This window comes from Oceaniradius stylonematis (genome assembly GCF_003149475.2).
In the GTDB taxonomy this organism is placed as follows: domain Bacteria; phylum Pseudomonadota; class Alphaproteobacteria; order Rhizobiales; family Rhizobiaceae; genus Roseitalea; species Roseitalea stylonematis.
In genome coordinates, this window is sequence record NZ_QFWV02000006.1 from 26,755 (window position 1) to 51,511 (window position 24,757).

18 protein-coding genes are annotated in these 24,757 nt (G+C 65.5%); 14 read left to right on the forward strand and 4 right to left on the reverse strand.

Going from position 1 to position 24,757, the window contains the following annotated elements:
* The first annotated feature begins 79 nt into the window (after positions 1-79).
* The 4 genes from rpoD to DEM25_RS10185 all read left to right on the forward strand — a co-directional run bounded on the left by rpoD (position 80) and on the right by DEM25_RS10185 (position 5,496).
* Positions 80-2,101, forward strand: a complete 2,022-nt coding sequence (rpoD, locus tag DEM25_RS10170) for an RNA polymerase sigma factor RpoD (RefSeq protein ID WP_109769157.1) — start codon at positions 80-82, stop codon at positions 2,099-2,101.
* A gap of 113 nt (positions 2,102-2,214) precedes the next feature.
* Entirely contained in the window at positions 2,215-2,829 is a 615-nt protein-coding gene (locus DEM25_RS10175) for a GyrI-like domain-containing protein (RefSeq protein WP_109769158.1), read from the forward strand.
* Between the two features lie 539 nt (positions 2,830-3,368).
* Positions 3,369-4,859 carry a hypothetical protein gene (locus tag DEM25_RS17935; protein ID WP_196780347.1) on the forward strand — a complete coding sequence of 497 codons (1,491 nt, stop codon included), beginning with the start codon at positions 3,369-3,371 and terminating at the stop codon, positions 4,857-4,859.
* Positions 4,860-4,920: 61 nt separating this feature from the next.
* Complete coding sequence (locus DEM25_RS10185) at positions 4,921-5,496, forward strand: Uma2 family endonuclease (protein ID WP_109767368.1); 576 nt, start codon at positions 4,921-4,923, stop codon at positions 5,494-5,496.
* Between the two features lie 10 nt (positions 5,497-5,506).
* On the opposite strand, the gene ung is transcribed toward DEM25_RS10185, so the two are convergent.
* Positions 5,507-6,187, reverse strand: a complete 681-nt coding sequence (gene ung, locus DEM25_RS10190) for a uracil-DNA glycosylase (protein ID WP_245412859.1) — start codon at positions 6,185-6,187, stop codon at positions 5,507-5,509.
* A 111-nt stretch (positions 6,188-6,298) separates the two neighbouring features.
* On the opposite strand from ung, the gene DEM25_RS10195 reads away from it, so the two are divergent.
* Positions 6,299-6,721 (forward strand): secondary thiamine-phosphate synthase enzyme YjbQ, encoded by a 423-nt coding sequence (locus tag DEM25_RS10195; protein ID WP_109767366.1) that lies wholly within the window; start codon positions 6,299-6,301, stop codon positions 6,719-6,721.
* Between the two features lie 5 nt (positions 6,722-6,726).
* On the opposite strand, the gene DEM25_RS10200 is transcribed toward DEM25_RS10195, so the two are convergent.
* Positions 6,727-7,659: a DUF5996 family protein gene (locus DEM25_RS10200; RefSeq protein ID WP_109767365.1), complete on the reverse strand. Its 933-nt coding sequence runs from the start codon at positions 7,657-7,659 to the stop codon at positions 6,727-6,729.
* 176 nt (positions 7,660-7,835) lie between these two features.
* Here DEM25_RS10200 and DEM25_RS10205 point away from each other — a divergent pair, with 176 nt between their 5' ends.
* The 3 genes from DEM25_RS10205 to ppdK all read left to right on the forward strand — a co-directional run bounded on the left by DEM25_RS10205 (position 7,836) and on the right by ppdK (position 14,786).
* Positions 7,836-8,501, forward strand: a complete 666-nt coding sequence (locus tag DEM25_RS10205) for a DsbA family protein (RefSeq protein ID WP_109767364.1) — start codon at positions 7,836-7,838, stop codon at positions 8,499-8,501.
* 50 nt (positions 8,502-8,551) lie between these two features.
* Positions 8,552-12,013 (forward strand): chromosome segregation SMC family protein, encoded by a 3,462-nt coding sequence (locus DEM25_RS10210; RefSeq protein WP_109767363.1) that lies wholly within the window; start codon positions 8,552-8,554, stop codon positions 12,011-12,013.
* A 106-nt stretch (positions 12,014-12,119) separates the two neighbouring features.
* On the forward strand, positions 12,120-14,786 hold the full coding sequence (gene ppdK, locus DEM25_RS10215; RefSeq protein ID WP_439650672.1) for a pyruvate, phosphate dikinase: 2,667 nt from the start codon (positions 12,120-12,122) through the stop codon (positions 14,784-14,786).
* A gap of 11 nt (positions 14,787-14,797) precedes the next feature.
* On the opposite strand, the gene DEM25_RS10220 is transcribed toward ppdK, so the two are convergent.
* Positions 14,798-15,172 (reverse strand): hypothetical protein, encoded by a 375-nt coding sequence (locus DEM25_RS10220; RefSeq protein WP_120222715.1) that lies wholly within the window; start codon positions 15,170-15,172, stop codon positions 14,798-14,800.
* Positions 15,173-15,331: 159 nt separating this feature from the next.
* Here DEM25_RS10220 and DEM25_RS10225 point away from each other — a divergent pair, with 159 nt between their 5' ends.
* Positions 15,332-16,102, forward strand: a complete 771-nt coding sequence (locus DEM25_RS10225; protein ID WP_109767361.1) for a DUF1499 domain-containing protein — start codon at positions 15,332-15,334, stop codon at positions 16,100-16,102.
* A 9-nt stretch (positions 16,103-16,111) separates the two neighbouring features.
* On the opposite strand, the gene DEM25_RS10230 is transcribed toward DEM25_RS10225, so the two are convergent.
* Positions 16,112-17,029 carry an MBL fold metallo-hydrolase gene (locus DEM25_RS10230; RefSeq protein WP_109767360.1) on the reverse strand — a complete coding sequence of 306 codons (918 nt, stop codon included), beginning with the start codon at positions 17,027-17,029 and terminating at the stop codon, positions 16,112-16,114.
* Between the two features lie 212 nt (positions 17,030-17,241).
* On the opposite strand from DEM25_RS10230, the gene xdhA reads away from it, so the two are divergent.
* The 5 genes from xdhA to cysN all read left to right on the forward strand — a co-directional run bounded on the left by xdhA (position 17,242) and on the right by cysN (position 24,745).
* Positions 17,242-18,654, forward strand: coding sequence for a xanthine dehydrogenase small subunit (gene xdhA / locus DEM25_RS10235; protein ID WP_109767358.1), 1,413 nt, complete (start codon positions 17,242-17,244; stop codon positions 18,652-18,654).
* Entirely contained in the window at positions 18,651-20,972 is a 2,322-nt protein-coding gene (xdhB, locus tag DEM25_RS10240; protein WP_109767357.1) for a xanthine dehydrogenase molybdopterin binding subunit, read from the forward strand. The genes xdhA and xdhB overlap by 4 nt, the downstream gene beginning before the upstream one ends.
* A gap of 151 nt (positions 20,973-21,123) precedes the next feature.
* Entirely contained in the window at positions 21,124-21,915 is a 792-nt protein-coding gene (gene cysQ, locus DEM25_RS10245) for a 3'(2'),5'-bisphosphate nucleotidase CysQ (protein WP_196780357.1), read from the forward strand.
* 17 nt (positions 21,916-21,932) lie between these two features.
* Positions 21,933-22,835: a sulfate adenylyltransferase subunit CysD gene (gene cysD / locus DEM25_RS10250; protein WP_109767355.1), complete on the forward strand. Its 903-nt coding sequence runs from the start codon at positions 21,933-21,935 to the stop codon at positions 22,833-22,835.
* Positions 22,835-24,745 carry a sulfate adenylyltransferase subunit CysN gene (cysN, locus tag DEM25_RS10255; RefSeq protein WP_109767354.1) on the forward strand — a complete coding sequence of 637 codons (1,911 nt, stop codon included), beginning with the start codon at positions 22,835-22,837 and terminating at the stop codon, positions 24,743-24,745. The genes cysD and cysN overlap by 1 nt, the downstream gene beginning before the upstream one ends.
* The last annotated feature ends 12 nt before the right edge of the window (positions 24,746-24,757 follow it).

Below are 24,757 nucleotides of genomic sequence, written 5' to 3' on the forward strand. Positions count from 1 at the left end.
CCCGCGACCCCGGTGAAGTGCGACGGCGATTGACACGGCGATGGCGCCGGCGGGCCGCCATCTTGGAGCAGTGACATCAATGGCGACAAAAGAAAAAGAAAACACCGAAGCTGAAGCGCCGGCCGAAGGCGGACCCGATGGACCGCTGCTGGACCTCAGCGCGGACAGCGTCAAGAAGCTGATCCGAACCGCCAAGAAGCGCGGCTATGTGACGATGGACGAGTTGAACGCCGTGCTGCCGTCGCAGGAGGTCACCTCCGAGCAGATCGAGGACACGATGGCTATGCTGTCCGACATGGGCATCAATGTCGTCGAGGATGACGAGGCCGAGCAGAACGACGACGACGAGGCCTCCACATCGACCGAAGTGGCCACGTCATCGGGCACGGCGGTTTCGACCACGACCAAGAAGAAGGAACCCACCGACCGGACCGACGATCCGGTCCGCATGTATCTGCGCGAGATGGGTGCCGTCGAACTTCTGTCGCGCGAAGGCGAGATCGCCATCGCCAAACGCATCGAGGCCGGCCGCGAGACGATGATCGCCGGCCTGTGCGAAAGCCCGCTCACCTTCCAGGCGATCATCATCTGGCGCGACGAGCTGCTGGAGGAGAATATCCTCCTGCGCGACATTATCGATCTGGAAGCGACCTATGCGGGCCCGGAGGCCAAGCAGGCGCCGAAGGTTCCCACGCCCGAGGAGATCGAGCAGGCCCGGAAAGAGCGCGAGGAAAAGGAACGCGCCCTGCGCCAGCCGCGCCGCCATGACGACATCACCGATGTCGGCGGCGAGGGCCAGGAAGAAGAGGACGACGAAGAGGACGAGGTCAACCTGTCGCTGGCGGCCATGGAGGCCGAACTGCGCGAGGACGTCATGGCCTCGTTCGACAAGATCGCCTCGATCTACGCCAAGCTGCGCAAGCTGCAGGACCAGCAGGTCGAGAACGCGCTCGCCGACGGCGAGACGCTGACCACGTCGCAGAAGCGCCGCTACAAGCAGCTCCAGGACGAACTGATCGAGCAGGTCAAGCTGCTGTCGCTCAACAATCAGCGTATCGACGCGCTGGTCGAACAGCTTTATGCGATCAACAAGCGGCTGATGCAGAACGAGGGCAAGCTGCTGCGGCTGGCCGAAAGCTATGGCGTCGGCCGCGAGGAGTTCCTCAAGCAGTATCAGGGCACCGAGCTCGACCCCAACTGGCTGTCCAATGTCGCGTCCCTTGGCTCGCCCGCCTGGTCCGAATTCGCGGGCAAGGACCGCCGCAAGATCGAGGAACTGCGCGCCGAGATCCAGGAACTGGCGACCGAGACCGGCATTTCGATCCCCGAATTCCGCCGCATCGTCAATCAGGTCCAGAAGGGCGAGCGCGAGGCCCGTATCGCCAAGAAGGAAATGGTCGAGGCGAACCTCCGGCTCGTCATCTCGATCGCCAAGAAATACACCAACCGCGGGCTGCAATTCCTCGACCTGATCCAGGAAGGCAATATCGGCCTGATGAAGGCGGTCGACAAGTTCGAGTACCGCCGCGGCTACAAGTTCTCGACCTATGCGACCTGGTGGATCCGGCAGGCGATCACCCGCTCGATCGCCGACCAGGCGCGCACCATCCGCATCCCCGTGCACATGATCGAGACGATCAACAAGATCGTGCGCACCAGCCGCCAGATGCTGCATGAGATCGGCCGCGAGCCGACCCCCGAGGAATTGTCCGAAAAGCTCGCCATGCCGCTCGAAAAGGTGCGCAAGGTCCTCAAGATCGCCAAGGAGCCGATCAGCCTCGAAACGCCGGTCGGCGACGAGGAGGATTCGCATCTGGGCGATTTCATCGAGGACAAGGGCGCCGTGCTGCCGATCGACGCGGCGATCCAGGCCAATCTGCGCGAGACGACGACCCGCGTGCTTGCCTCGCTGACCCCGCGCGAGGAACGCGTTCTGCGCATGCGCTTCGGCATCGGCATGAACACCGACCACACGCTGGAGGAAGTCGGCCAGCAATTCTCGGTCACGCGCGAACGCATCCGCCAGATCGAGGCCAAGGCGCTTCGAAAGCTCAAGCACCCCAGCCGCTCACGCAAGCTGCGCAGCTTCCTCGATCAGTAGCGATCAAAGCCCGGCCCCAGCGCCGGGCTTTTTGTTTGCCCGTCCCGGTTTGACGGGCGTCAAGGCGTCCGGCGCCCCAGTGTGCCAGTCTCCCTGTCCGGGAGGATGATGCGATGGAAAAGACCGACTTCAAGAAGACGCTGAAACATCTCTACCGGCCCTCGGCGAAGGATTTCGCGCTCGTGGAAGTGCCGGCGATGCGCTTTGTCATGGTCGATGGGTTCGGCAACCCGAACACCGCGCCGGCCTACAAACGCGCGGTCGAATGGCTCTATTCGGTCAGTTACGCGCTGAAATTCGCCTCCAAGAAACAGCTTGAACGCGACTATGGCGTGCTGCCGCTCGAGGGGCTGTGGTGGGCCGAGGACATGGATGCGTTCACCGCCGGCGACAAGGACAAATGGTCATGGACGGCGATGATCATGCAGCCGGACTGGATTACCGACGCCATGTTCGCCGCCGCCGCCGACAAGGCGCGCGGCAAGCTGGGCGATCCGCCCGAAAGCCTGCGGCTCGAGACCTATGACGAGGGGCTGAGCGTGCAGATCATGCACATCGGCCCCTACGATGCCGAGGGACCGACCATCGCGCGGCTGCATCAGCAGTTCATCCCGCGGAACGGGCTGACCGAGAACGGCCATCATCACGAGATCTACCTCTCCGACCCGCGCCGCGTCGCGCCCGAAAAGCTCAAGACGATCATCCGCCAGCCGGTGAAGCGGGTGTAAAGCGCGCCGAAACGGCTTGTTTTTTCTTGGCGTTGCTTGCCTATTGCCGGAGGGAAGCAGCGGGATCGTCAATTGGCCGACGAGATAGCCATCACATCGCGGGAAGAGCTTGAGGTTTGGCTCAAGGACAAGCCGGCTGATTGGGCGTCTGTCATCGCGCTCCGTTCGGCACTGCGCGTGTTTCCGCTGGCCTTCACCATTCTGGACATATCCGATGCCGATCTGGACCATGGCCAAAAGCAGGGCTTGATCCAGCAGACCTGGCGCGCGATGTTCATTTCGTCGGTTGCCGCTCTTGGTCCAACCGACGAAATGAGACGCGCCGCCGCCGACGCCGCCGCCTACGCCGCCCGTTCCGACGCCGCCGCCGCCGCNCGCCCGTTCCGCCGCCGCCGCCGCCGCCGCCGCCGCCGCCGCCCGTTCCGACGCCGCCGCCGCCGCCGCCCGTTCCGCCGCCGCCGCCGACGCCGCCGCCTACGCCGCCCGTTCCGACGCCGCCGCCGCCGCAGCGTGGGGAGCCGTCANCGACCGAATGCCGTTTGCTTGAGGAAGCGCCCGACGAGGATGAGTCGGTGCGAAGGCTCCTCTCGACCCCGCTCTGGATCGAGCCTCTGCCCGAGAGCCGGACCTATGCCACCAACGCGCCCGAAATCACGCGCAACGCCTTCGACGCGTTCGCCAATCGCGATTGGGTTCGGGGCAGCGCATGGGAACTGATTACCGATTGGTACGCCGCTATTCTGCCCAACGGCCGCGATCGCCAGCCGCGCAACATTTTCGACAACCCGCTCGGCCGTGAACTTGCGACGCAGTCTGATGAATTCTGGACGGTTGGTGACGACCGCTCGCCGGACGACATCATGGGCGAAGCGGCGGAGATTTTGGGGTGGAAACCGGGCGAGCCGAAGCAATCGAAACCGTCCTTGCCCACGATTTCCGAGGTCATTCTTACACATCTGAATTCAGTGAACCGGCCCGCCTCGACCGGCGAAATCGTCTCGGCGGTCGCCGATGCCGGGTTGGACGTCAAGGAGAAGTCGGTGTGGGATACGCTCAGCCGGCTCGCTGCTGCCTGGCGGATCGAGCGGGTCGGTCGCGCGCTCTATCGCGGTATAAAAGCCGAAGACGGTGATGCCCAACCGCCGGCTCCGTACAATTTTGCGTTCGTCAATTATGAGTTCGCGCTCGCGAAACCAGACCCCGATTTGACGGTCTCGACAGAATATCGCGACGATATGTGGGCCGCTTTGCGTGACGCGCTTCGACGGCAGGCGGGCGCAGCTCGGGCAACCAATGCCTTCATCGCAGACACGCTGTCCAATACTCTGGAAGGTTTGTCCGGTGCGCTCGGCGAAAGCCCGACATCATTGCGCCCGGGCGTTTTGCAATCACATTGGCGGTTGTTGGCGCGGCAAATGGCCAGGCTCGCGACCAATGGAGGGACGGGCTCGGACCAGCTTGACGATGTGCTGGACGACATAGCCGATGCTTTGGAGGACCTTCGTGGCTGCTATCAGGATATTCGGCGGCAGGAAGTCGAGATGGTCCGCCTTGGCGTAACGGCGCGAAATGTGGGTGACGTCGTCAACCTGCTTCGTCAGATGGCGGATGTCTTGCAGGCTGCGGACCCGGCAGTGCTTCCGGAAGCGGTTCGACAGGCGCTTGCGCACAACCTGCCAATGATCGACAGCGCCGAGGACGAAGAGACAAGAGCGGACATCGCCGCCGATCAGGTTCTGACTGATCAGGCCTTCGGAATCGTGCTGCGAAAAGCAATCGCCGATTTTGGCCGCGCTTCGTTGAAGGTCGGGCGCGAGGACCTCGTCAATTTCACCGGGAGGCTGCCGAGACGCGCGGTCCAGGCATCGCTTGCTCTCATCGGTTTGAACTATCTCGGAGTGTTGGACCAGTTAGCCGTGCACATCCCAAATCTGAGGCCGCTTCTGAGCCGTTTCCGGAAGCTGCAAGAGGAGGGTGACTTGAACGTCGAACCGGACGAAGACGAAAGTGCCCCGGAGACTGAGGAGTGATGCCGTTGGTCGACTTTGCTCTTCAAGTGACAGTTTCCCGCCGTTCCGCTATCTTCTGCGCATGAACATCCGCGTCACCCATGCTGCCGAGGGACTTGCGCGCCGTGCGTTCACGGTGAGCGAGGTCGTTCGCATGGTCGAGGCCGGTGTTCTTGGCCGGGACGAGCGGTTCGAGCTGATCGGCGGGGAGATCGTGCCCATGTCGCCCAAGGGAATCCGCCACGAGCATCTCAAGCAATGGCTGATGGAGCAACTGGTCCGGGGCTTGCCGGACGATCTCCAGACCATTCCCGAAACGACGTTCTACCTCTCCGAAGACACCTTCATCGAGCCGGATTTCGTGGTCTATCCGGCCGAGAGCGGCTTGGAGAAGCTCTCGCCCGAGACCTGCCTTCTGGCCATCGAGGTGGCCGATTCCTCGCTTGCCTACGACCTTGGCCGCAAGGCGCGGCTCTATGCCGAGTTCGCGATCTCCGAACTGTGGGTCTTCGATGTCAACGCCATGAAGGTCACGGTGCATCGCCAACCGGGCGATGGCCAGTATCGCTCGGTTGAAGGATACGGCTTCGACACGGTGCTGGTGGCCGAACGCATCGACGGCTACGAGCTCGATCTGTCGGGATACCGGCAAGCCTAGGGTCCTGGCCCTAGACGGCTTCAGGCAACCGCCAGTCGATCGGCTCCAGTCCGTTCGCTTCCAGGAACGCATTGGCCTGCGAGAACGGTTTCGAGCCGAAGAAGCCGTTATGGGCCGAAAGCGGCGAAGGGTGCGGCGCTTTCAGCACAAGATGCTTGGAGCGGTCGACGAACGCCGCCTTCTTCTGCGCATAGGAGCCCCAGAGGATGAAGACGACCGCCTGGTCGCGCGCGTCCACCAGCCGGATCACCGCATCGGTGAACCGCTCCCAGCCGCGCCCGCGGTGCGATGCGGCCTGATGCGCTTCGACCGTCAGGACCGAGTTGAGCAGCAAGACGCCCTGTTTCGCCCAATGCTCGAGATGGCCGTGGCTGGCGGGCGCAACGCCCAGATCCGTCTCCATCTCCTTGTAGATGTTGACCAGCGAGGGCGGGATGCGCACGCCAGGGCACACCGAAAAGCAAAGCCCATGCGCCTGGCCGGGCCCGTGATAGGGGTCCTGGCCCAGAATGACGATCTTGACGCGATCGAGCGGCGTTGCGTCGAGCGCATGAAACCACTCGCCGCCGGGCGGAAAGATGCGCTTGCCCGCGGCCTTTTCGGCGACAAGAAACTGCCGCAGATCGGCCATGTAGGAGCTGTCGAACTCCGCCTGCAGCGGCGCCAGCCAGCTTTCATGCAGTTTGACCATTGTCGGACACCGGTTGAGATCGCCATAGTGCCGCGACAAGCGCCTGACCGCCAAGCAGTGCGACGCGCGCGCGATGGTCATCCACAGGAACGCAAAGGGGAGGGCCGAACCATGCCGCTGGAAACACTGACGATCCGCACGAACGGTCAGGGCCTTTACGAGTTCACCCAGGATACCTTGCGCTTCGTCCGTGCCCATGCCGCAGCCGACGCGGTGCTGACCATCTTCGTGCGGCACACCTCGTGTTCATTGCTGATCCAGGAAAACGCCGATCCGGACGTGCAGCGCGATCTGAACGCGTTCTTCGCAAGGCTCGTGCCGCCATCCGACGACGCGTCGATGAACTATATCGTGCACACCGCCGAAGGGCCGGACGACATGCCGGCCCACATCAAGGCGGCGATGATGCCGACCTCGCTGTCTATCCCGGTTGATAAGGGCCGGCTTCTCCTGGGCACCTGGCAGGGGCTCTATTTGTTCGAACACCGCACCCAGCCGCACAGCCGGCAGATCGTGCTGCATCTGGACGGTTAGTCGCTTCACACCGCGCGCGGCACGCCCGGCTCGCCATAGGCGCATTCGAGCGCCGACCGGTCCCAGCCGGCCAGATCGGCTGCCGCGCGATAAGTCGAATCGAGAAAGGCCATCAGCGCCGCATCCGGGTCGGGCGCCGCGCGCACAGTCGCATAGGGCAGCACGAACTCAGACAATTGGTCGTGCCAGTACGCCGCATCCGGTTCGACCGACGCATCGGAAAAGGCGTCAGGCGCCGGATAGGCATAGGAGAAGAACATCGCCTCCTCGATGCCGTTGCCGCCCGGCCAGAACCCGGCCGAGGAGACTTCGTGCGAATAGGCTTCGCGCGTGACCGCATCCGGCAGGGCCGGGAATCCGCCGGGGTGAGCCGGCGCCGTGCGCCCCGAAAACCGCGTCACGGCAAGATCGAAACTGCCCCAGAAGAAATGCACCGGCGACACCTTGCCCAGAAAACCGGAGCGGAACCGCGTGAAGACGCGATCTATGTCGACCATGGCCTGCCAGAACGCGGTCGCATGCTCCGGCGCGTAGTCGCCGGCCTCGGTCTGCGTGGCGAACGGGATCGGATCGGGCATTTCGTTCGGACTGCCATGGAACCGCGTCGGCGCCCCGGCCCGCTCCAGCGCCGCGATGAAGGCCTCGTGGAACTCGGCCACCGACATCGGCACGAGTTCAACCGTTTCGCGTGCGCCGGACGTGCTCAGCACATCGAGCCGATGATCGAGGAAGTCGAACCGCACCTCGAACCCGGCGTCCGCGGTCGGGACCAGCGACGTCGTCAGCCCGCGCGCATCCACGTAGAGCGGCACCTGCCAGGAATGGTTCACCCAGGGCGTGTTGGCCAGGCGGAACTTGCCGACGATCTGTGTCCACATGTGCAGGCTTTGCCCGGTTGCGGCAAAGGCGGGATAGTCGAGTGCGGGCCAGTTCGGCATGCGCGTGTCTCCGGTCTTGAACGAACATCACGATAGCGCGACCGGTGACGATGCGGCAGGGTGCCATCGGTAACGCATATGTTATCGGCGCTGCGAAAACGCGGCGAGATGTGCCATGTTGGCACCCGATTCGTCGGGCTATAGCGTTGCGTACCATGTTCAAAGGAGAGCTCTCGATGGCCGACCCGTTCCTTCCGACCCGCCGCTCGACCCTGCGCGTGCTGGCCGGAGTTCCCGTAGCTCTTGTCGCATTGCCATCGCTTGCCTGGGCCCAGGAGGCGCCGGCCGCGCAAGGCGAGGTCGACATGGACAAGCTGCTCGAGCCCGGCCCGCTTCCGGAGATGACCAAGGGCGATCCCGATGCGCCGGTCACGATCGTCGAATATGCGTCGATGACCTGCGGCCATTGCGCCAATTTCCACAATGACACCTGGCCGGTTATCAAGGAAAGATACGTCGACACGGGTCAGGCCCGTCTGGTGCTGCGCGAGTTTCCGTTCGACCCGCGCGCCGCGGCAGCCTTCATGCTGGCGCGCTGTGCGCCCAACGACGGCTACTTTCCGATGATCGACGTGCTGTTTGAGCAGCAGGGCATCTGGGCGCGTGCGGAAAATGCGCGTGCACCGCTGGAAAACATCGCCAAACTGGCCGGTTTTACACAAGAGACCTTCGAAGCCTGCTTGACCGATCAGCAGCTTCTGAATGATGTGAATGCGATCCGCACGCGCGGGGCCGAAGAATTCGGCGTCAACGCGACCCCGACCTTCTTCATCAACGGTAGCAAATATACCGGAGCGCTCTCGGTTGAAGAGATGTCGGCCATCATCGATCAGCTTCTCTGAACGCCGGCTTCGGTCGGCGCGAAGGCGCGCGCATCGCGGGAGGGCCCGCCTTGCGCTTTGACAAGCTCCGCCTGACCGGCTTCAAATCCTTCGTCGAACCGACCGAATTCATCATTGAAGGCGGGCTGACAGGCGTTGTCGGCCCCAACGGTTGCGGCAAGTCCAACCTTGTCGAGGCGCTGCGCTGGGTCATGGGCGAAAGCTCATACAAGAACATGCGCGCCTCGGGGATGGACGATGTCATCTTCTCGGGTTCGGCCACCCGCCCGTCGCGCAACATGGCTGAAGTGTCGCTGTTCCTCGACAATTCGGGCCGCACCGCGCCGGCAGCCTTCAATGGCGATGACAGCCTTCAGGTGACCCGACGGATCGAGCGCGAAGCCGGTTCGGCCTACAAGATCAATGGCCGCGACGCCCGCGCCCGCGACGTGCAGCTTCTGTTCGCCGACCAGTCCACCGGCGCGCGCTCGCCGTCCATGGTCGGCCAGGGCCGGATCGGTGAACTGATCCAGGCCAAGCCGCAGGCCCGCCGCGCGCTTCTGGAGGAGGCGGCCGGCATCTCCGGCCTGCACTCACGCCGCCACGAGGCGGAACTGCGCTTGCGGGCCGCCGAAACCAATCTCGAACGGCTCGACGATGTCGTTGCCGAACTGGAAACGCAGATCGACAGCCTCAAGCGGCAGGCACGGCAGGCCAACCGGTTCCGCACGTTATCGCGCGACATTCGTGCCGCCGAGGCGACGCTGCTGCATCTCAAATGGGTGCAGGCCAAGTCCGCCGAGGCAGAGGCGCAGTCGGCATTGTCCGAAGCGACGGCGGAAGTCGCCGAACGGGCACAGGCCCAGATGGAAGCGGCGCGGCTGCAGGCGGTCGCGCAAAAGGCGTTGCCCGGACTGCGTGAAGCCGAGGCCGCCGCAGCCGCCGCTTTGCAGCGTCTGACGATCGCCCGCGACCAGCTCGACGCGGAGGCCGAGCGGCTCGCCGCGCGCAAGCGCGAATACGAACAGCGGCTCGATCAGCTCGCTGCCGACATGGCGCGCGAGACGCGGCTGACCGAGGAAAATGCCGGCATGCTCGCCGCGCTCGATGCCGAAAGTGACACGCTGAACGAGGCCGAAGCCGGCGAGGAAGCGCGCGAAGCCTCGCTTGCCGAAAAGGTCGAAACGGCCCGTCTGGCGCTGGAGCAAAGCGAAGGCGCGCTGGCGCGGGCCACCGAGTCGCGGGCGGAAACGGCAGCCCTTCGTGTGCAACTTGAACGCCGCATCCGCGAAAGCGCCGAACGCCGCGACCGGCTCGACCGGGATCGCGCCACCGCCCAAACCGAATTGTCCTCGCTGTCCGACCGGATTGCGGCATTGGCCGATCCGGCGGAGAAGCAGGCGGGCGTTGAAGCCGCCGACGCGGCAGTCGCAGGAGCCGAGCAGCGGGCGTCGGAGGCGGAAAAGATCGTGCAGGCCGCGCGGGCTGCCGAGACCGCGCTCCGGCCGGATCTGGCCTCCGCACGTGATGCGCTTGGCGCGCTCGAGGCCGAGGCGCGGACCATCGCCAAACTGCTCAATGCCGGCGATGCCGGCCTGTTCCCGGGCGTCATCGAGGCGCTGGACGTAGACAAGGGGTTCGAGACCGCGTTGGGCGCCGCGCTCGGCGATGAACTGGATGCCCCGCTCGATCCCGGTGCGCCCGCCCATTGGGCTGGTGCCGAGCTCGGTCCTGACGATCCGGCGCTGCCCGCCGGCTGCACGCCGCTTGGCAGCCATGTGCGCGGCGCCCCCGCGCTGGCACGACGGCTGGCGCAGATCGGTGTCGTTGCGGACGAGGCCGAGGGTGAAACGCTGGCCGCAAGACTGGCGCCGGGCCAGCGGCTGGTCACGCGCGATGGCGCGCTGTGGCGCTGGGACGGCTATCGCGCCGCTGCCGATGCACCCACCGCCGCCGCACAGCGCCTGTCGCAGAAGAATAGGTTGGCCGAACTCGAACGGGAGATCGCAGCCGCCCGGACCCACCATGATGCGGTCAAAGGCCGGATCGCCGACGCGGAAACAGCCACCGCCACCGCCGTCGATGCCGAGCGCGCGGCGCGCAATGCGGTTCGCGCCGCGCAGGACGAGGCGCGTTCGGCGCGCGAGGCGCTGGCAGCCGCCGAACGCGCCGCCGGAGACCTGACCCGTCGCCGGGCGGTGGTGGAAGAGAGCCTGCAGCATCTGGCATCGGACCGCGACGAAGCCGTCGGAACGCTGGCCGAAGCCGAACGCGCCCTGGCGGCCGAGCCCGATGTCTCGGGCCTCGACGCCGAGATCGGCCGCATCCAGGCGACCGTTGCGGAGGGACGCGCGGCGTTGGCCGAGGCGCGTACCGAACATGGCGGTGTCGCCCGCGACCGGCAGGCGCGGCACCAGCGGCTCGCCGCCATCGAGCGCGAACGCGCGAACTGGATTGCCCGGGCAAAAAGTGCCGAGACCCAGATCGCGGCCTTGGCGCAGCGCGAGGCCGACACGCGCAAGGCGCTGGCCGACATAGCGGAAACGCCCGACGAGCAAGCGGCAAAGCGGCGTGAATTGGTTCGTCAGATCGAGCAGGCCGAACAGCAACGCGCCCGCGCCGCCGATGCGCTGGCCAAAGCTGAAGGCGATGCCGCGACCGCCGACAAGGCGGCGGCCGAGGCCATTGCCACGCTTTCGGAAGCGCGTGAGCGCCGTGCCCGTTCCGAAGAGCGGCTGGCCGCGGCCACAGAACGCCGCACCGATGCCGAAACGCGCATCACCGAAGCGCTGAACTGCGCGCCGCACGAGGCGTTCGCCGCCGCAGGCCTGTCCGCCGACGAGCCGTTGCCCGAGATGGAACCGCTCGAACGCCGGCTTGAGCGGCTGAAGGTGGAGCGCGAACGCCTTGGCGCTGTCAATCTGCGCGCCGAGGAAGAGCAGGCCGAACTGTCCGAGCGGCATCGGACGCTGACCGGCGAGCGCGACGACGTGATTGCGGCAATTGCCGAGCTGCGGTCGGCCATTTCTTCGCTCAACAAGGAGGGCCGCGAACGGCTGATCGCCGCCTTCGATGTGGTCCAGGACCATTTCACGCGCCTGTTCACGCATCTGTTCGGCGGCGGCACGGCAGAACTGCAACTGGTCGAGAGCGACGATCCGCTGGAAGCCGGTCTTGAGATCATGGCCCGTCCGCCCGGCAAGAAGCCGCAGACGATGACGCTCCTGTCCGGCGGCGAGCAGGCGCTGACCGCCATGGCGCTGATCTTCGCTGTCTTCCTGACCAATCCCGCGCCGATCTGCGTGCTCGACGAGGTCGATGCGCCGCTCGACGACCACAATGTCGAGCGCTTCTGCGACCTGATGGACGAGATGGCCGCGCAGACCGACACGCGCTTTGTCCTGATCACCCACAATCCGATCACCATGGCGCGGATGAATCGTCTGTTCGGCGTGACCATGGCCGAGCAGGGCGTCAGCCAGCTCGTCTCGGTCGATCTGACCGCCGCCGAGGAACTGCGCGAGGCCAGTTGACCGGCCGGTTGGGTCGGCCTTCGTGCGCACCCAAAAGACACATGGCGCTCGATGGTGCGATGCGGTAACAAGGCGCTCCGAAAGGGGGAGCCGCTTGGACACGCGCGTGGCACACGATCTGGTTTACAGCTTTGCTCCCGGCCGCGTTCCGCCGGAGGGGATCGGCGAGGATGTGCTCGGCGGCAAGGGCGCCAACCTTGCCGAAATGAGCCGCGTCGGCCTTCCGGTCCCGCCCGGGTTCACCATCACCACCGAAGTCTGCCGGGACTATCTCGCGGCAGGTCGCCGCTTTCCCGACGGCCTGAAAACGCAGGTCGAAAACGCACTGGCCGAAACCGCCGCGCTGCTCGGCAAGACGTTCGGCGCCGGTCCGGACCCGTTCCTCGTTTCGGTCCGCTCGGGCGCGCGTGTCTCCATGCCGGGCATGATGGACACGATCCTCAATCTCGGCCTCAACGACGATACCGTCGAGGCGCTGGCCGGGCGCACCGGCGACGCGCGCTTCGCCTATGACTGCTATCGCCGCTTCATCCAGATGTATGCGACCGTCGTCATCGGCGTCGAGGACGGCGTGTTCGAGGAGCTTCTGGACGCGGCGCGCGACAAGGCCGGTGTCGGGCGCGACAATGAACTTGACGCCGATGCGCTGCGCGCGCTTGTCGATGCCTACAAGGCGGCGATCATCGGCGACATGGACGAACCGTTCCCGCAGGATGTGCACGCCCAGCTCTGGGGCGCGATCGGCGCTGTCTTTGAAAGCTGGAAAAATCCGCGCGCCGTGACGTTCCGCGCGCTGCACGCCATTCCCGACGACTGGGGCACCGCCGTCACGGTGCAGGCGATGGTGTTCGGAAACTCGGGCACAAACTCGGCGACAGGGGTCGCCTTCACGCGCCACCCCTCGACGGGCGAAAAGCGTGTGTTCGGCGAATATCTGGTCAATGCGCAGGGAGAAGACGTCGTCGCCGGCATCCGCACGCCCGACCCGCTGCTGCCCACCGGTCATCATGACGGTCACGCCATGAGCGAACGCATGCCCGAGGCGTTCGAGCGACTCAACGCGCTCGGCGAACGGCTCGAAGCCCATTTCGGCGACATGCAGGACATCGAGTTCACCGTCGATGACGGCACGCTGTGGCTGTTGCAGACGCGCAAGGGCAAGCGCACCGCCGATGCCGCCATCCGGATCGCCGTCGAACTGGCCGGCGAGGGCACGATCAGCCGCGAGGACGCGATCCTGCATGTCGATCCCGCCCTTCTGGACATGCTGCTTCACCCCAGCGTCGATCCCGACGCCAAGCGGCAGGTCTTTGCGCGCGGTCTGCCGGCTTCGCCGGGCGCGGCGGCGGGCATGGTCGTGTTTTCATCGACGGCGGCCGAGGCGGCAAAGGCCGACGGCAAGCCGGTGATCCTCGTCCGGCCCGAGACCAGCCCCGACGACATTCACGGCATGGTGGCCGCCGAGGGCATCGTTACGACGCGCGGCGGCATGACCTCGCACGCCGCCGTGGTTGCGCGCGGCATGGGCAAACCCTGCATCACCGCCGCATCCATGGTGCGCATCGACCCGGCGCGACGGACGATGCGCGCAGGCGCCATCACCGTCCGCGAAGGCGATTTTCTGACACTCGACGGTGCCGCCGGCGAGGTGCTGCTCGGCGAACTGCCCATGGTCCAGCGTCCACTGTCCGGCGATTTCGCCACGCTCATGGAATGGGCCGATTCGATCCGCCGCATGCGCGTGCGCGCCAATGCCGACGCCCTGAACGATGCCGAGGTTGCGCGCGGCTTCGGCGCCGAGGGCATCGGGCTCGTGCGGACCGAGAACGTGTTCCTCGAAGGCGACGGCCTTCAGGTGATGCGCGAGACCATCATGGCACCCGACGAGCGCAGCCGCCGGCTCGTTCTGGACCGTCTGCTGCCGATCCATCGCGACACGTTCGTGGCGCTGTTTGAGAAGATGGCCGGTCTTCCGGTTTCCATCCGTCTGCTCGATCCGCCGCTGCAGGAGTTCCTGCCCAACGACGATGAAGAACTTGGCCGGGTGGCCGAAGAGATGGGCATGGCCGTCGATGATTTGCGCCGCCGCGCCGACGAGTTGCACGAGATCAACCCGATGCTCGGCAATCGCGGCGCCCGCCTGGCGATCTGCTATCCGGAGATTGCCGAAATGCAGACCCGCGCCATCATCGAAGCGGCTATCATCGCCGGCGAACGGAGCGGCGCGCCGGTCGTCCCCGAAATCGTCGTCCCTCTGGTCGCCTATTATGCCGAGTTGCGCCACCTGCGCGAGCGCATCGACGCGATCGCCGCCGATGCCAAGAGCCGGCATGACAGCGACATCCGCCATCTTGTGGGGTGTATCATCGAATTGCCGCGCGCGGCGATCCGCGCCGATCTGATCGCCGGCGCCGCCGATTTCTTCTCCTTCGGCACCAACGATCTGACCCAGACGACGCTGGGCATCTCGCGCGACGATGCCTCGCATTTCCTGACGCGATACCTCGACGAAGGGATCATCGAACGCGATCCGTTCATCAATCTGGACCGCGAAGGCGTCGGCGAGATCATCCGCATGGCCGTCGACAAGGGCCGCGCCGCCCATCCGGGCATCGTCATGGCGATCACCGGCGAACATGGCGGCGACCCCGAATCCATCGCGTTTTGCGAGGAAATCGGGCTCGACTATGTCTCTTGCTCGCCCTATCGCGTCCCCGTCGCGCGTCTTGCGGCGGCGCAGGCGGCGATCCGCGCCAACCGCGGAACGCTTTGATCTTCAGGGCGTCACCGAGCCGTCTCGATCAGATCGTACCAGGCCAGCGCGACGGCGGCGCCATGGTCAAGGCAGGTGCATTGTGCGCTGACGGCAACAGCCGCGCCGTCACGATCGAGCGTGACGAAGGCAAATTGCGGCGAGGCGTCGTCGGCCTCCTGCCAGGCGGCGGCCGCCACGCGCTGGGCGTCGGGATCGTCGAACACCGGCAGGTTGAACAGGAATGTCAGCCCGCATGCGGCGCAGGCGGCGCGCACGCTGGACTCGAATCCCTCGGACACGATGTCCGCCGATGCCATCGCAAGTTCGAACTCGATCTGCTTGAGCGAGATGGCGCGCGCGACCGCGTCGCCGGTTTCGGCGCGTGCCGATAGGGTTGCAGTCATCGGGTACCTCCTGCCGCACGCCCCGCAGCCGGGATCAGACTTGCCGCGCTCCGCGGCCATTGTGCGGCAAACGGCACGCCCGCCTTTAACTTTGCGCTGCAAGGCGGTAACGCTGCGTGAAAGCCGGTCGGGCATCGGCGCACGGATTGAGAGCCAGCCATGCTGCTGACAGCGACATTGCCGAGCCGCAGGCCATCGCGCTCCGCGCGATGGGCTCTCAACCTGGCGGTGTTCCTGCCGGTCCTAGCCGGGCTTTCCATTCTGGCCCATCGCGGCACGCTGATCGACACGCCCACTCTGCTTGTCCTTGTGGCGCTGTGCGGCTTGCTGTGCCTTTTGGGGCTGTTGCTGTTCGCCTTTGGCCTGCGCAGCCTGTGGGTGCATGGAACCCGCGGCGGCCGCCGTCTGTCATGGGCTCTTTTTCTCTTGATGCCGTTCGTCGTCCTTTATGCGATTGCCGCACTCGCATGGGCTCTGCGGCCCGCCTTATCGGACGTCTCGACGGACCTGATCGATCCGCCGGTCTTTGCCTCCGAGCGGCGTGCCCATGGCACCGGGGCGCCGGCCGTGGTCGCCGGCCGCCTGCACGATGGCTATCCCGAACTGCTCGGAACAAGGTTCAAGGCACCGCTCGACGCCACCGACGGCGTCGTCACCGAAGTCGCCGAAACCCTTGGCTGGCAGCGGGTTCGCGGCCGCGGCCGGATCGGCGCCGATGACGAACTGTTCGTCGAATATGCCTACAAGACGCCTGTGCTGAACATGCCGGTGCAGATCGTGGTCCGGACGACGGACGAGGGCGAGACGACCTTCGTCGACGTGCGCGCGCGCATGCCGCATCTGCGGCACGATCTCGGCATCAGTGCGGGCATCGTCCGCCGCTTTCTCGCCGATGTCGACTATGAGATGATCGGGATTGCCGAGCCGTGACCGGTGCGGTCAGGCCGGTTCGAAGTCCCCGCCGATCGCCGGCGGCCCATCGGTGCGCACAAGCCCTCGCGCTACCATGTCTTCGAGATGCGCCAGAACGGACAGGCCGGCAGCGCCGTGCAGGCGCGGGTCGGTGTCCCGGTAGATGTTGGCCACCATGGCCGGGATCGTCCGGTCGCCGGCGCGCAGACGTTCAAGGATCGCCCGTTCGCGCATCTTGCGGTGCGTCTTGAGCCCGCGCACGAAGGGGGCCGGGTTGTCGATCGCCCCGCCATGACCGGGCAGATAGAGACGGTCCGTGTCCCCGCGCCGGGCCATTGCGTCAAGCGACGCCATATAGTCGCTCATCGCTCCGTCCGGGGGCGCGACGATCGACGTCGCCCAGCCCATGATGTGGTCGCCTGTAAAAACCGTGCCGGTGCCCGAAAGCGCAAATGCCAGATGGTTCGCCGCATGGCCCGGTGTCGCAATCGTTTCCAGCCGCCAGCCGTCGCCTTCGACGGTTTCGCCATGCTTCAGTGTCCGGTCCGGCACATGCTCGCGGTCGGCCGCCGCATCGAGCGGATTGATCTCGCCGATATGCAGGTCGCGGGCGGCGTGATGGACGGCCGCACCGACGATGGCCGCGCCGGTCAGATCGCGCAGCTTGCGTGAAAGGGGCGAATGGTCGGCATGCGTATGGGTGATGACGATATGGCTGACAGGGCGGCCATCGATGGCCCGGAGAAGCGCTTGCAGATGTTCCGGATCGTCCGGACCGGGATCGATGACCGCAAGCGTCTCGGCGCCGATCAGATAGCTGTTGGTGCCGCGAAAGGTGAAGGCGGAGGGATTGTTGGCGGTGATGCGCGCCACGCCGGCGGTCACCGGAACCGCCTCGCCATAGTGCGGTTCGAAACCCAGCGAAAAGGAAGGGGATTGGCTCACGCGCGGCGCTTTGCTGTTGTCGCCTTTCGGCAGGTCGTGCGGGTCGTCCTATACGACCGATCGGCGCGGCGCGAAAGTGCGGTGCAAAAGCCGGGCGGAAACCGGCGACGCTTTTTCGGGTGCCGCCTTGCGCTCGCCTTCAACCAAAGTACACATTGTCCGTCAGACGATCCGGCAACCGAACCAACCCGGTGCCGGCGCGAGGAGCACATATGACGACCCACACCGCCTTTGTTCTCAACGGGCAGCCTGTGGCCACCGAGGTCCGGCCCGATACGACCGTGCTCGACCTGCTGCGCGATCATCTGGGCCGCAAGGGCACAAAGGAAGGCTGCGCCGAGGGCGATTGCGGTGCGTGCACGATTCTGTTCAGGCGCGGCGGTGATGCAGAAGCGCCGATGCTGGCCGCCAATTCCTGCATCATGTCGGTGGCGCAGATCGATGGCGGCGAGATCGTCACCGTCGAGGGGCTGGCCGGCGAGGGTGCCGTGCTCAACGCCGTGCAGGACGAGATGGCCAAGAACGGGTCTTCTCAGTGCGGCTTCTGCACGCCTGGCATCGCCGTGGCGTTGACGGGCCTTCTGGCGCGCAATCCCGATCCCGACGAGGGCGCGATCCACGACGCTCTGGCGGGCAATCTTTGCCGCTGCACGGGGTACCGGCCAATCGTCGATGCGGCGAAGGCCGCTGCCGCGCGCGTTCGCATCGAACCGGCGCCGGCGGTCGATGAGAACCTTGTGACGTCGCACACCGATGCGGGCGGCGCGACGGCTCACAGGCCGCGCGATCTGCGGGGCCTGCTGATGCTGCGGCGTGACCACCCCGATGCGGTACTGCTCGCTGGCGGCACGGATCTGGGCGTACCGCTGGCCGGTTACGAGACCCGTTGGCCGGAAACGATCACCACCGGCCATGTCGCCGAGCTGCGCCGGACCGACACCGGCGACGATCACTGGACGTTCGGCGCGGCGATCACGTGGGAAGAGGTGCTCGATGCAGTCGGCCAGGACTATCCCTCCTTCGCCACGCTCATCCGCCGTTTCGGCTCGACGCAGATCCGGTCCATGGGCACGATTGGCGGCAATATCGGCACCGCCAGCCCGATCGGTGACGGCCCGCCCGCACTGATCGCGCTCGGCGCGACCATCACGCTCGTTTCGCTTGAAGACGGAGAGCGGACGATGCCGCTCGAGAACTTCTTTCTCGATTACCGCAAGACCCAGCTGCGTGCCGATGAAGTGATCGCAAGCGTCACCGTGCCGCGCGCGAAGGTCGGTGAAACCATGCGGACCTACAAGATCTCCAAGCGCTATGACCAGGACATCTCGACGGTGTGCGGCGCCTATTGGCTTGCGATGGACAACGGAACAGTTGCCGATATCCGCATCGCCTATGGCGGCATGGCGGCAATCCCCACACGCGCGCCGAACGCCGAAGCCGCCTTGCGCGGCAAGGTCTTGACGCCTGAAACCGCGCGCGAGGCCGGAAAAGCGCTGGCTGCGGACTTCAAACCCTTGACCGACTGGCGCGGCTCGGCCGTCTACCGGCAGCGCGTCGCCGCGAACCTGATCGAACGGCTGGCCCGCGATGTGGCCGGCGAAACCGTGGAGGTGATGGCGCTGTGAACGAGCACGTCCAGCCGGTCCACCGAGCCGTCGTCGGCAAGGGCATCGCCCATGACAGCGCGAAGAAACACGTCAGCGGCCAGGCCGTCTATATCGATGACATGGCCGACATGCCCGGCACGCTCCATGCCGCGCTGATCCTGTCGCCGGTGGCGAAGGGCACGCTCAACGGCGTCGATGCATCCGAGGCGGCCGCGATGGACGGTGTGGTCGCGATCGTCACCGCTGACGACATACCCGGCCATAACGACATCGCGCCGATCCTGTCGGGTGAACCGCTTTTTGCCGAGAAGGCGCTCGACTATGTTGGCATGCCCGTTGGCGCCGTGGCCGCCGAAACCTTCGAGCAGGCGGTGCGCGCGGCGCACGCCGTTCAACTCGATCTGACCGAGCAAACGCCGGTTCTCGACATCGAGGAGGCGCATGCGCGCGGCGATCACGTCATCGCGCCGCAGCGGCTGGTCTCCGGCGATGTCGATGCTGCGCTCGAAAAGGCCGACCGCATCGTCGAAGGCCGGCTGGAGATCGGCGGGCAGGATCACTTCTATCTCGAAACCCAGATCGCCTATGCCATTCCGGGCGAGGATGGCGACATGACCGTCCATTCCTCGACCCAGCACCCCACCGAGGTGCAGCACCATGTGGCGCATGTTCTGGGCGGCTTTGCGAACGCCGTCGACGTGCAGGTGCGGCGCATGGGCGGCGGCTTTGGCGGCAAGGAAAGCCAGGCGACGATCATCGCCTGCGCGGCGGCGCTTTTGGCGCGCAAGACCGGCCGTCCGGTCAGGATGCGGCTGAAGCGGTCCGCCGACATGTCGGCGACGGGAAAACGCCACGACATGGTGTCGAAATGGCGGATCGGCGTGACCGATCAAGGACGCATCGTCGGCGCCGATGTCGAATATCTCGCGCGCGCCGGCAACACCGCGGATCTGACCGGACCCGTGATCACGCGGTCGCTGACCCACACCGACAATGCCTATCATTTCCCTGCCGCGCGCTTTGTCGGCCATGCCTGCAAGACCAACACCGTGTCGAACACCGCGTTTCGTGGCTTTGGCGGGCCGCAAGGGGTGATCACCTCAGAGGCGATGATCGACCAGATCGCGCGTGAACTGGAGATGGACCCAAACCGCGTCCGCGCCATCAACTATTACGGGCCGGATACCGGCGAGACGACGCCATACGGCCAGCCTGTCGAGCAGAACCGGCTCGTCGAAGTCACCGATCTGGTGCTGCAATCGGCGCAATGGCAGCACCGCCGCGCCGAGATCGATGCGCACAACGCCACCGATCCGGTGATCCGGCGCGGCCTGGCGATGATGCCGGTCAAGTTCGGCATTTCCTTCAACCTGCCCTCGCTCAACCAGGCGGGCGCGCTGGTCCATGTCTATCAGGACGGTTCGGTGCATCTGAACCATGGCGGCACCGAGATGGGGCAGGGCCTGTTCGTCAAGGTCGCCCAGGTCGTCGCCGAGGTTTTCCAGCTCGACATCGAAGCGGTCAAGATCACCGCGACGCACACCGGCAAGGTGCCCAACACGTCGCCGACCGCCGCATCGACCGGCTCCGATTTGAACGGCATGGCCGCCTTCAAGGCCGCGACCGCCATCCGCGATCGCATGACGCCGGTCGCGGCCAGGCACTTCGATGTGCCCCAAGACGAGATCGTCTTCCGCGAAGGCCGGGTGCATGCCGGAAACAGGTCGATTTCCTTTGCCGAACTGGCGCGGATGAGCTGGGCCGAGCGCGTCTCGCTGTCCGAGGCCGGCCATTATGCGACGCCGAAAATCCACTGGGACGGCAAGGCGATGAAGGGCCGGCCGTTTTTCTATTTCACCTATGGTGCGGCGGTCGCCGAAGTCGCCATCGACACGCTGACCGGCGAGAACCGTTGCCTGCGCGCCGACATATTGCAGGATTGCGGCGCCTCGCTGAACACCGCCATCGATCTCGGTCAGATCGAGGGCGCTTTCGTCCAGGGCATGGGCTGGCTGACCTGCGAGGAGTTGTGGTGGGACGACAAGGGCCGGCTTCGCACGGTCGGCCCATCGACCTACAAGATCCCCGGCTCGCGCGATGTGCCGCCGGATTTCAACGTCGCGATCCTCGAAAGCGCGCCGAACGCGGAGGAAACCGTCTTCCGCTCCAAAGCCGTCGGCGAACCGCCGCTGATGCTGGCCGTCTCGGTCTGGCTGGCGCTGAGAGACGCGGTCGCCTCCTGCGGCGAGCCGGGACTGTCGCCCAACCTGCGGACGCCGGCAACGCCGGAGGCGGTGCTCGACGCCATCGACGATATCCGGGCGCGGTCGGCGTAACGCATCCGATGACCGGTCCGGAAGAATATTTCTCCGAAGGCCGGCCGGTTAGACGTTCAGACTTCGCCACGGCGCCGACAAGCGTCTACCCATTGCGTCAACCTGACGGAACGCGATGGGCATTTGCCAATCAACCACCATGAGCACGATCATGCTGACATCGCTGATACCCACCGTCCGCCGCGCCGGCCGCGCGGCGCTTGAGGTCTATTCGGGCGACATCGAGGTGCGCCGCAAGGCCGATTGCACACCTGTGACCGAAGCCGACATCGCCGTCGACGAGATCGTCGTCTCGGCCTTGCAAAAGGCCTATCCGGCGATCCCGGTCGTCAGCGAGGAGCGCGTGGCCAGTCTCGAAGCGGCGCGCGGCGCCCATCGTTTCTTTCTGGTCGACCCGATCGACGGCACCAAGGAGTTCATCCGCAGGACCGGCGAATTCACGATCAACATCGCCTTGGTCGAAGGCGGCGTTCCGGTGGCCGGCATCGTCCATGCGCCGGCGCTTGGGCGCCTGTTCATCGCCGAACCGGGCGCGAATGCCGAGGAACTGTGCGAGCGCGACATACGCACCGCGCTCAAGGTGCGCCCGTGCGGCGACGACAGCGACCTGGTGGCGCTTGCGAGCCGGTTTCACGATTCCGCCGCGACGCGCGCCTTCCTGCGAGACCATGCGATCGAAAGCTGCATCACCGCCGGCTCGTCGCTCAAATTCTGTGTGCTGGCCGCGGGCAAGGCTGACATCTATCCGCGCTTCGGCCCGACCATGGAGTGGGACACCGCTGCCGGCCATGCGGTGCTCGCTGCCGCAGGCGGCGAAGTGGTGACCGCCGACGGCCAGCCGCTCGCCTACGGCAAACCCGGATACCGCAACCCCGATTTCATCGCCTCGTCGCCCGGAGCGCGCGCACGCTGCATGGGTAAATCCGCCGGCACCGGCACCTGACACCGAAGGAAACCGCCATGTCGACCCTGACGCATCTTGACCGTCTGGAAGCCGAAGCCATCCACATCATGCGTGAAGTGGTGGCCGAGGCGGAAAACCCGGTCATGCTCTATTCGATCGGCAAGGATTCGGCGGTGATGCTGCATCTGGCGCAAAAAGCGTTCTATCCGGCGCCGCCGCCCTTTCCCCTGATGCACATCGATACGACCTGGAAATTTCGCGAGATGATCGCGTTCCGCGACCGGATTCCGGACGAGACCGGCATGGAGCTGATCGTCCACACCAATCAGGAAGGGTTGGCGCAGGGCATCAATCCGTTCACCCACGGCTCGTCGGTACACACCGATGTGATGAAGACGCAGGCCCTGCGCCAGGCGCTCGATCTGCACAGGTTCGACGTGGCCTTCGGCGGCGCGCGGCGCGACGAGGAAAAATCCCGCGCCAAGGAGCGCGTCTTCTCGTTCCGCACCGCCGACCATCGCTGGGACCCCAAGAACCAGCGGCCCGAGCCGTGGAAGCTCTACAATCCCCGAAAGCGACCGGGCGAATCGATCCGCGTCTTTCCGTTGTCCAACTGGACCGAGCTCGACATTTGGCAATACATCCACCGCGAGGGGATCGAACTGGTGCCGCTTTACTTCGCCGCGCCCCGGCCCGTGGTCCAGCGCGATGGTATGCTGATCATGGTCGATGACGAGCGTATCCCGCTGCATCCCAACGAAGTGCCGCAGACCAGACATGTCCGCTTCCGCACGCTCGGCTGCTACCCCTTGACCGGCGCCGTCGAGAGCGAGGCGACGAGCCTGCTCGACATCATCCAGGAAATGCTGCTGGCGACGACATCCGAACGGCAGGGCCGGGCCATCGATCATGACCAATCGGCATCCATGGAGAAGAAGAAGCAGGAAGGCTATTTCTGATGGCCCACTATGCATCCGATCTGGCGGCCGATGACATTGCGGCCTACCTGAAATCGCACGAACAGAAATCGCTCCTGCGCTTCCTGACCTGCGGCAGCGTGGATGACGGCAAATCGACGCTGATCGGCCGGCTGCTCTATGAATCCAAGCTCGTTTTCGAGGACCAGCTCGACGCGCTCTATGCGGATTCGCGCAAGTCGGGCACGCAGGGCAACCGGCTCGATCTGGCGCTCCTGGTCGACGGGCTGGCGTCCGAACGCGAACAGGGCATCACCATCGATGTCGCCTACCGCTTCTTTTCGACCGAAAAGCGCAAGTTCATCGTCGCCGATACGCCGGGCCATGAGCAATATACGCGCAACATGGCGACCGGCGCTTCCACCGCCGATCTGGCGATCATTCTGGTCGATGCGCGCAAGGGCATCCTGACCCAGACGCGCCGCCACTCCTTCATCGTTTCGCGTCTGGGCATCCGCAACATCGTCGTCGCCGTCAACAAGATGGATCTCGTCGATTATGACGCGGCCGTCTTCCGCCGGATCGAGCGCGAATACCGCCTGCTCGCGCGTGCGCTGGGCACCGAGCCCGATATCACGGCGATCCCCATCTCGGCGCTTGAAGGCGACAATGTCATCGAACCCGGCGCTTCCATGCCCTGGTATGACGGGCCGACGCTCATGGACCATCTCGAACAGGTCGAGATCGGCGGCGACCGGTCCGACAAGCCGTTCCGGCTGCCTGTCCAGTGGGTCAACCGTCCGAACCTCGATTTCCGCGGCTTTGCCGGCCAGATTGCCGGCGGCTTCGTCGGTGTGGGCGATCCGGTCACGGTCCTGCCCTCCGGTCGGCAGAGCACGGTGACCGGTGTCATTGGCGCCAATGACGATGCGCAGGGCGCCGTCGCGGGCCAGTCGGTGACGCTGACGCTGGCCGACGAGATCGACGTCTCGCGCGGCGACATGATCGTCGGCACGGGCGCACCGGCGCAGACCGGCGACCGGTTCGAGGCCACCATCATCTGGATGGCGGACGAGAAGATGTTCCCGGGCCGCGCCTACCAGATCAAGACCGGCAGCGGCACCGCGCAGGCAACGCTCGGCCCGCCCAAACACCGCGTGGACATCAACACGCTCGCCGAGGAGCCCGCGCGGGACCTGGCTCTGAATGAAATCGGCGTTTGCCCGGTCACGCTCGACCGGACGATCGCGTTCGACCCCTATGACGACAATCGCGAGACCGGCGGTTTCATCCTGATCGACAAGCTGACCAATGCGACCGTCGGCATGGGCATGATCCATCATGCGCTCAACCGGTCCGACAACATCCATTGGCAGGCCACCGACATCGGCAAAATCGAACGGGCACAGATGAAGGGCCAGCGCCCTTGCGTCGTCTGGTTCACCGGCCTTTCGGGATCGGGCAAGTCGACGATCGCTAATCTTGTCGAGAAGAAACTCGCCGCCAACCAGGCGCACACCATGCTGCTCGACGGCGACAATGTGCGGCACGGGCTGAACAAGGATCTGGGCTTTTCCGATGCCGACCGCGTCGAGAACATCCGCCGGGTCGCCGAGGTCGCGCGGCTGATGACCGAAGCGGGCCTCATCACGCTCGTCTCCTTCATTTCGCCGTTCCGCGCCGAGCGGCGGCTGGCGCGCGACCTGGTGCCCGATGGCGAATTCTTCCTCGTTCATATCGACACGCCGTTGGAGGTCGCCGAACAGCGCGACCCCAAGGGGCTCTACAAGAAGGCCCGTGCCGGCCGGATTCCGAACTTCACCGGCATCGGCTCTGCCTATGAGCGGCCCGAAAAGCCGGATCTGCGCATCGATACGTCCGCGCTGAGCGCCGACGAGGCGGCCAACCGGGTGATCGGCGAACTGGTGGCGCGGGGAATTGTTCCGGGGTGAAAAGCCGGTCCT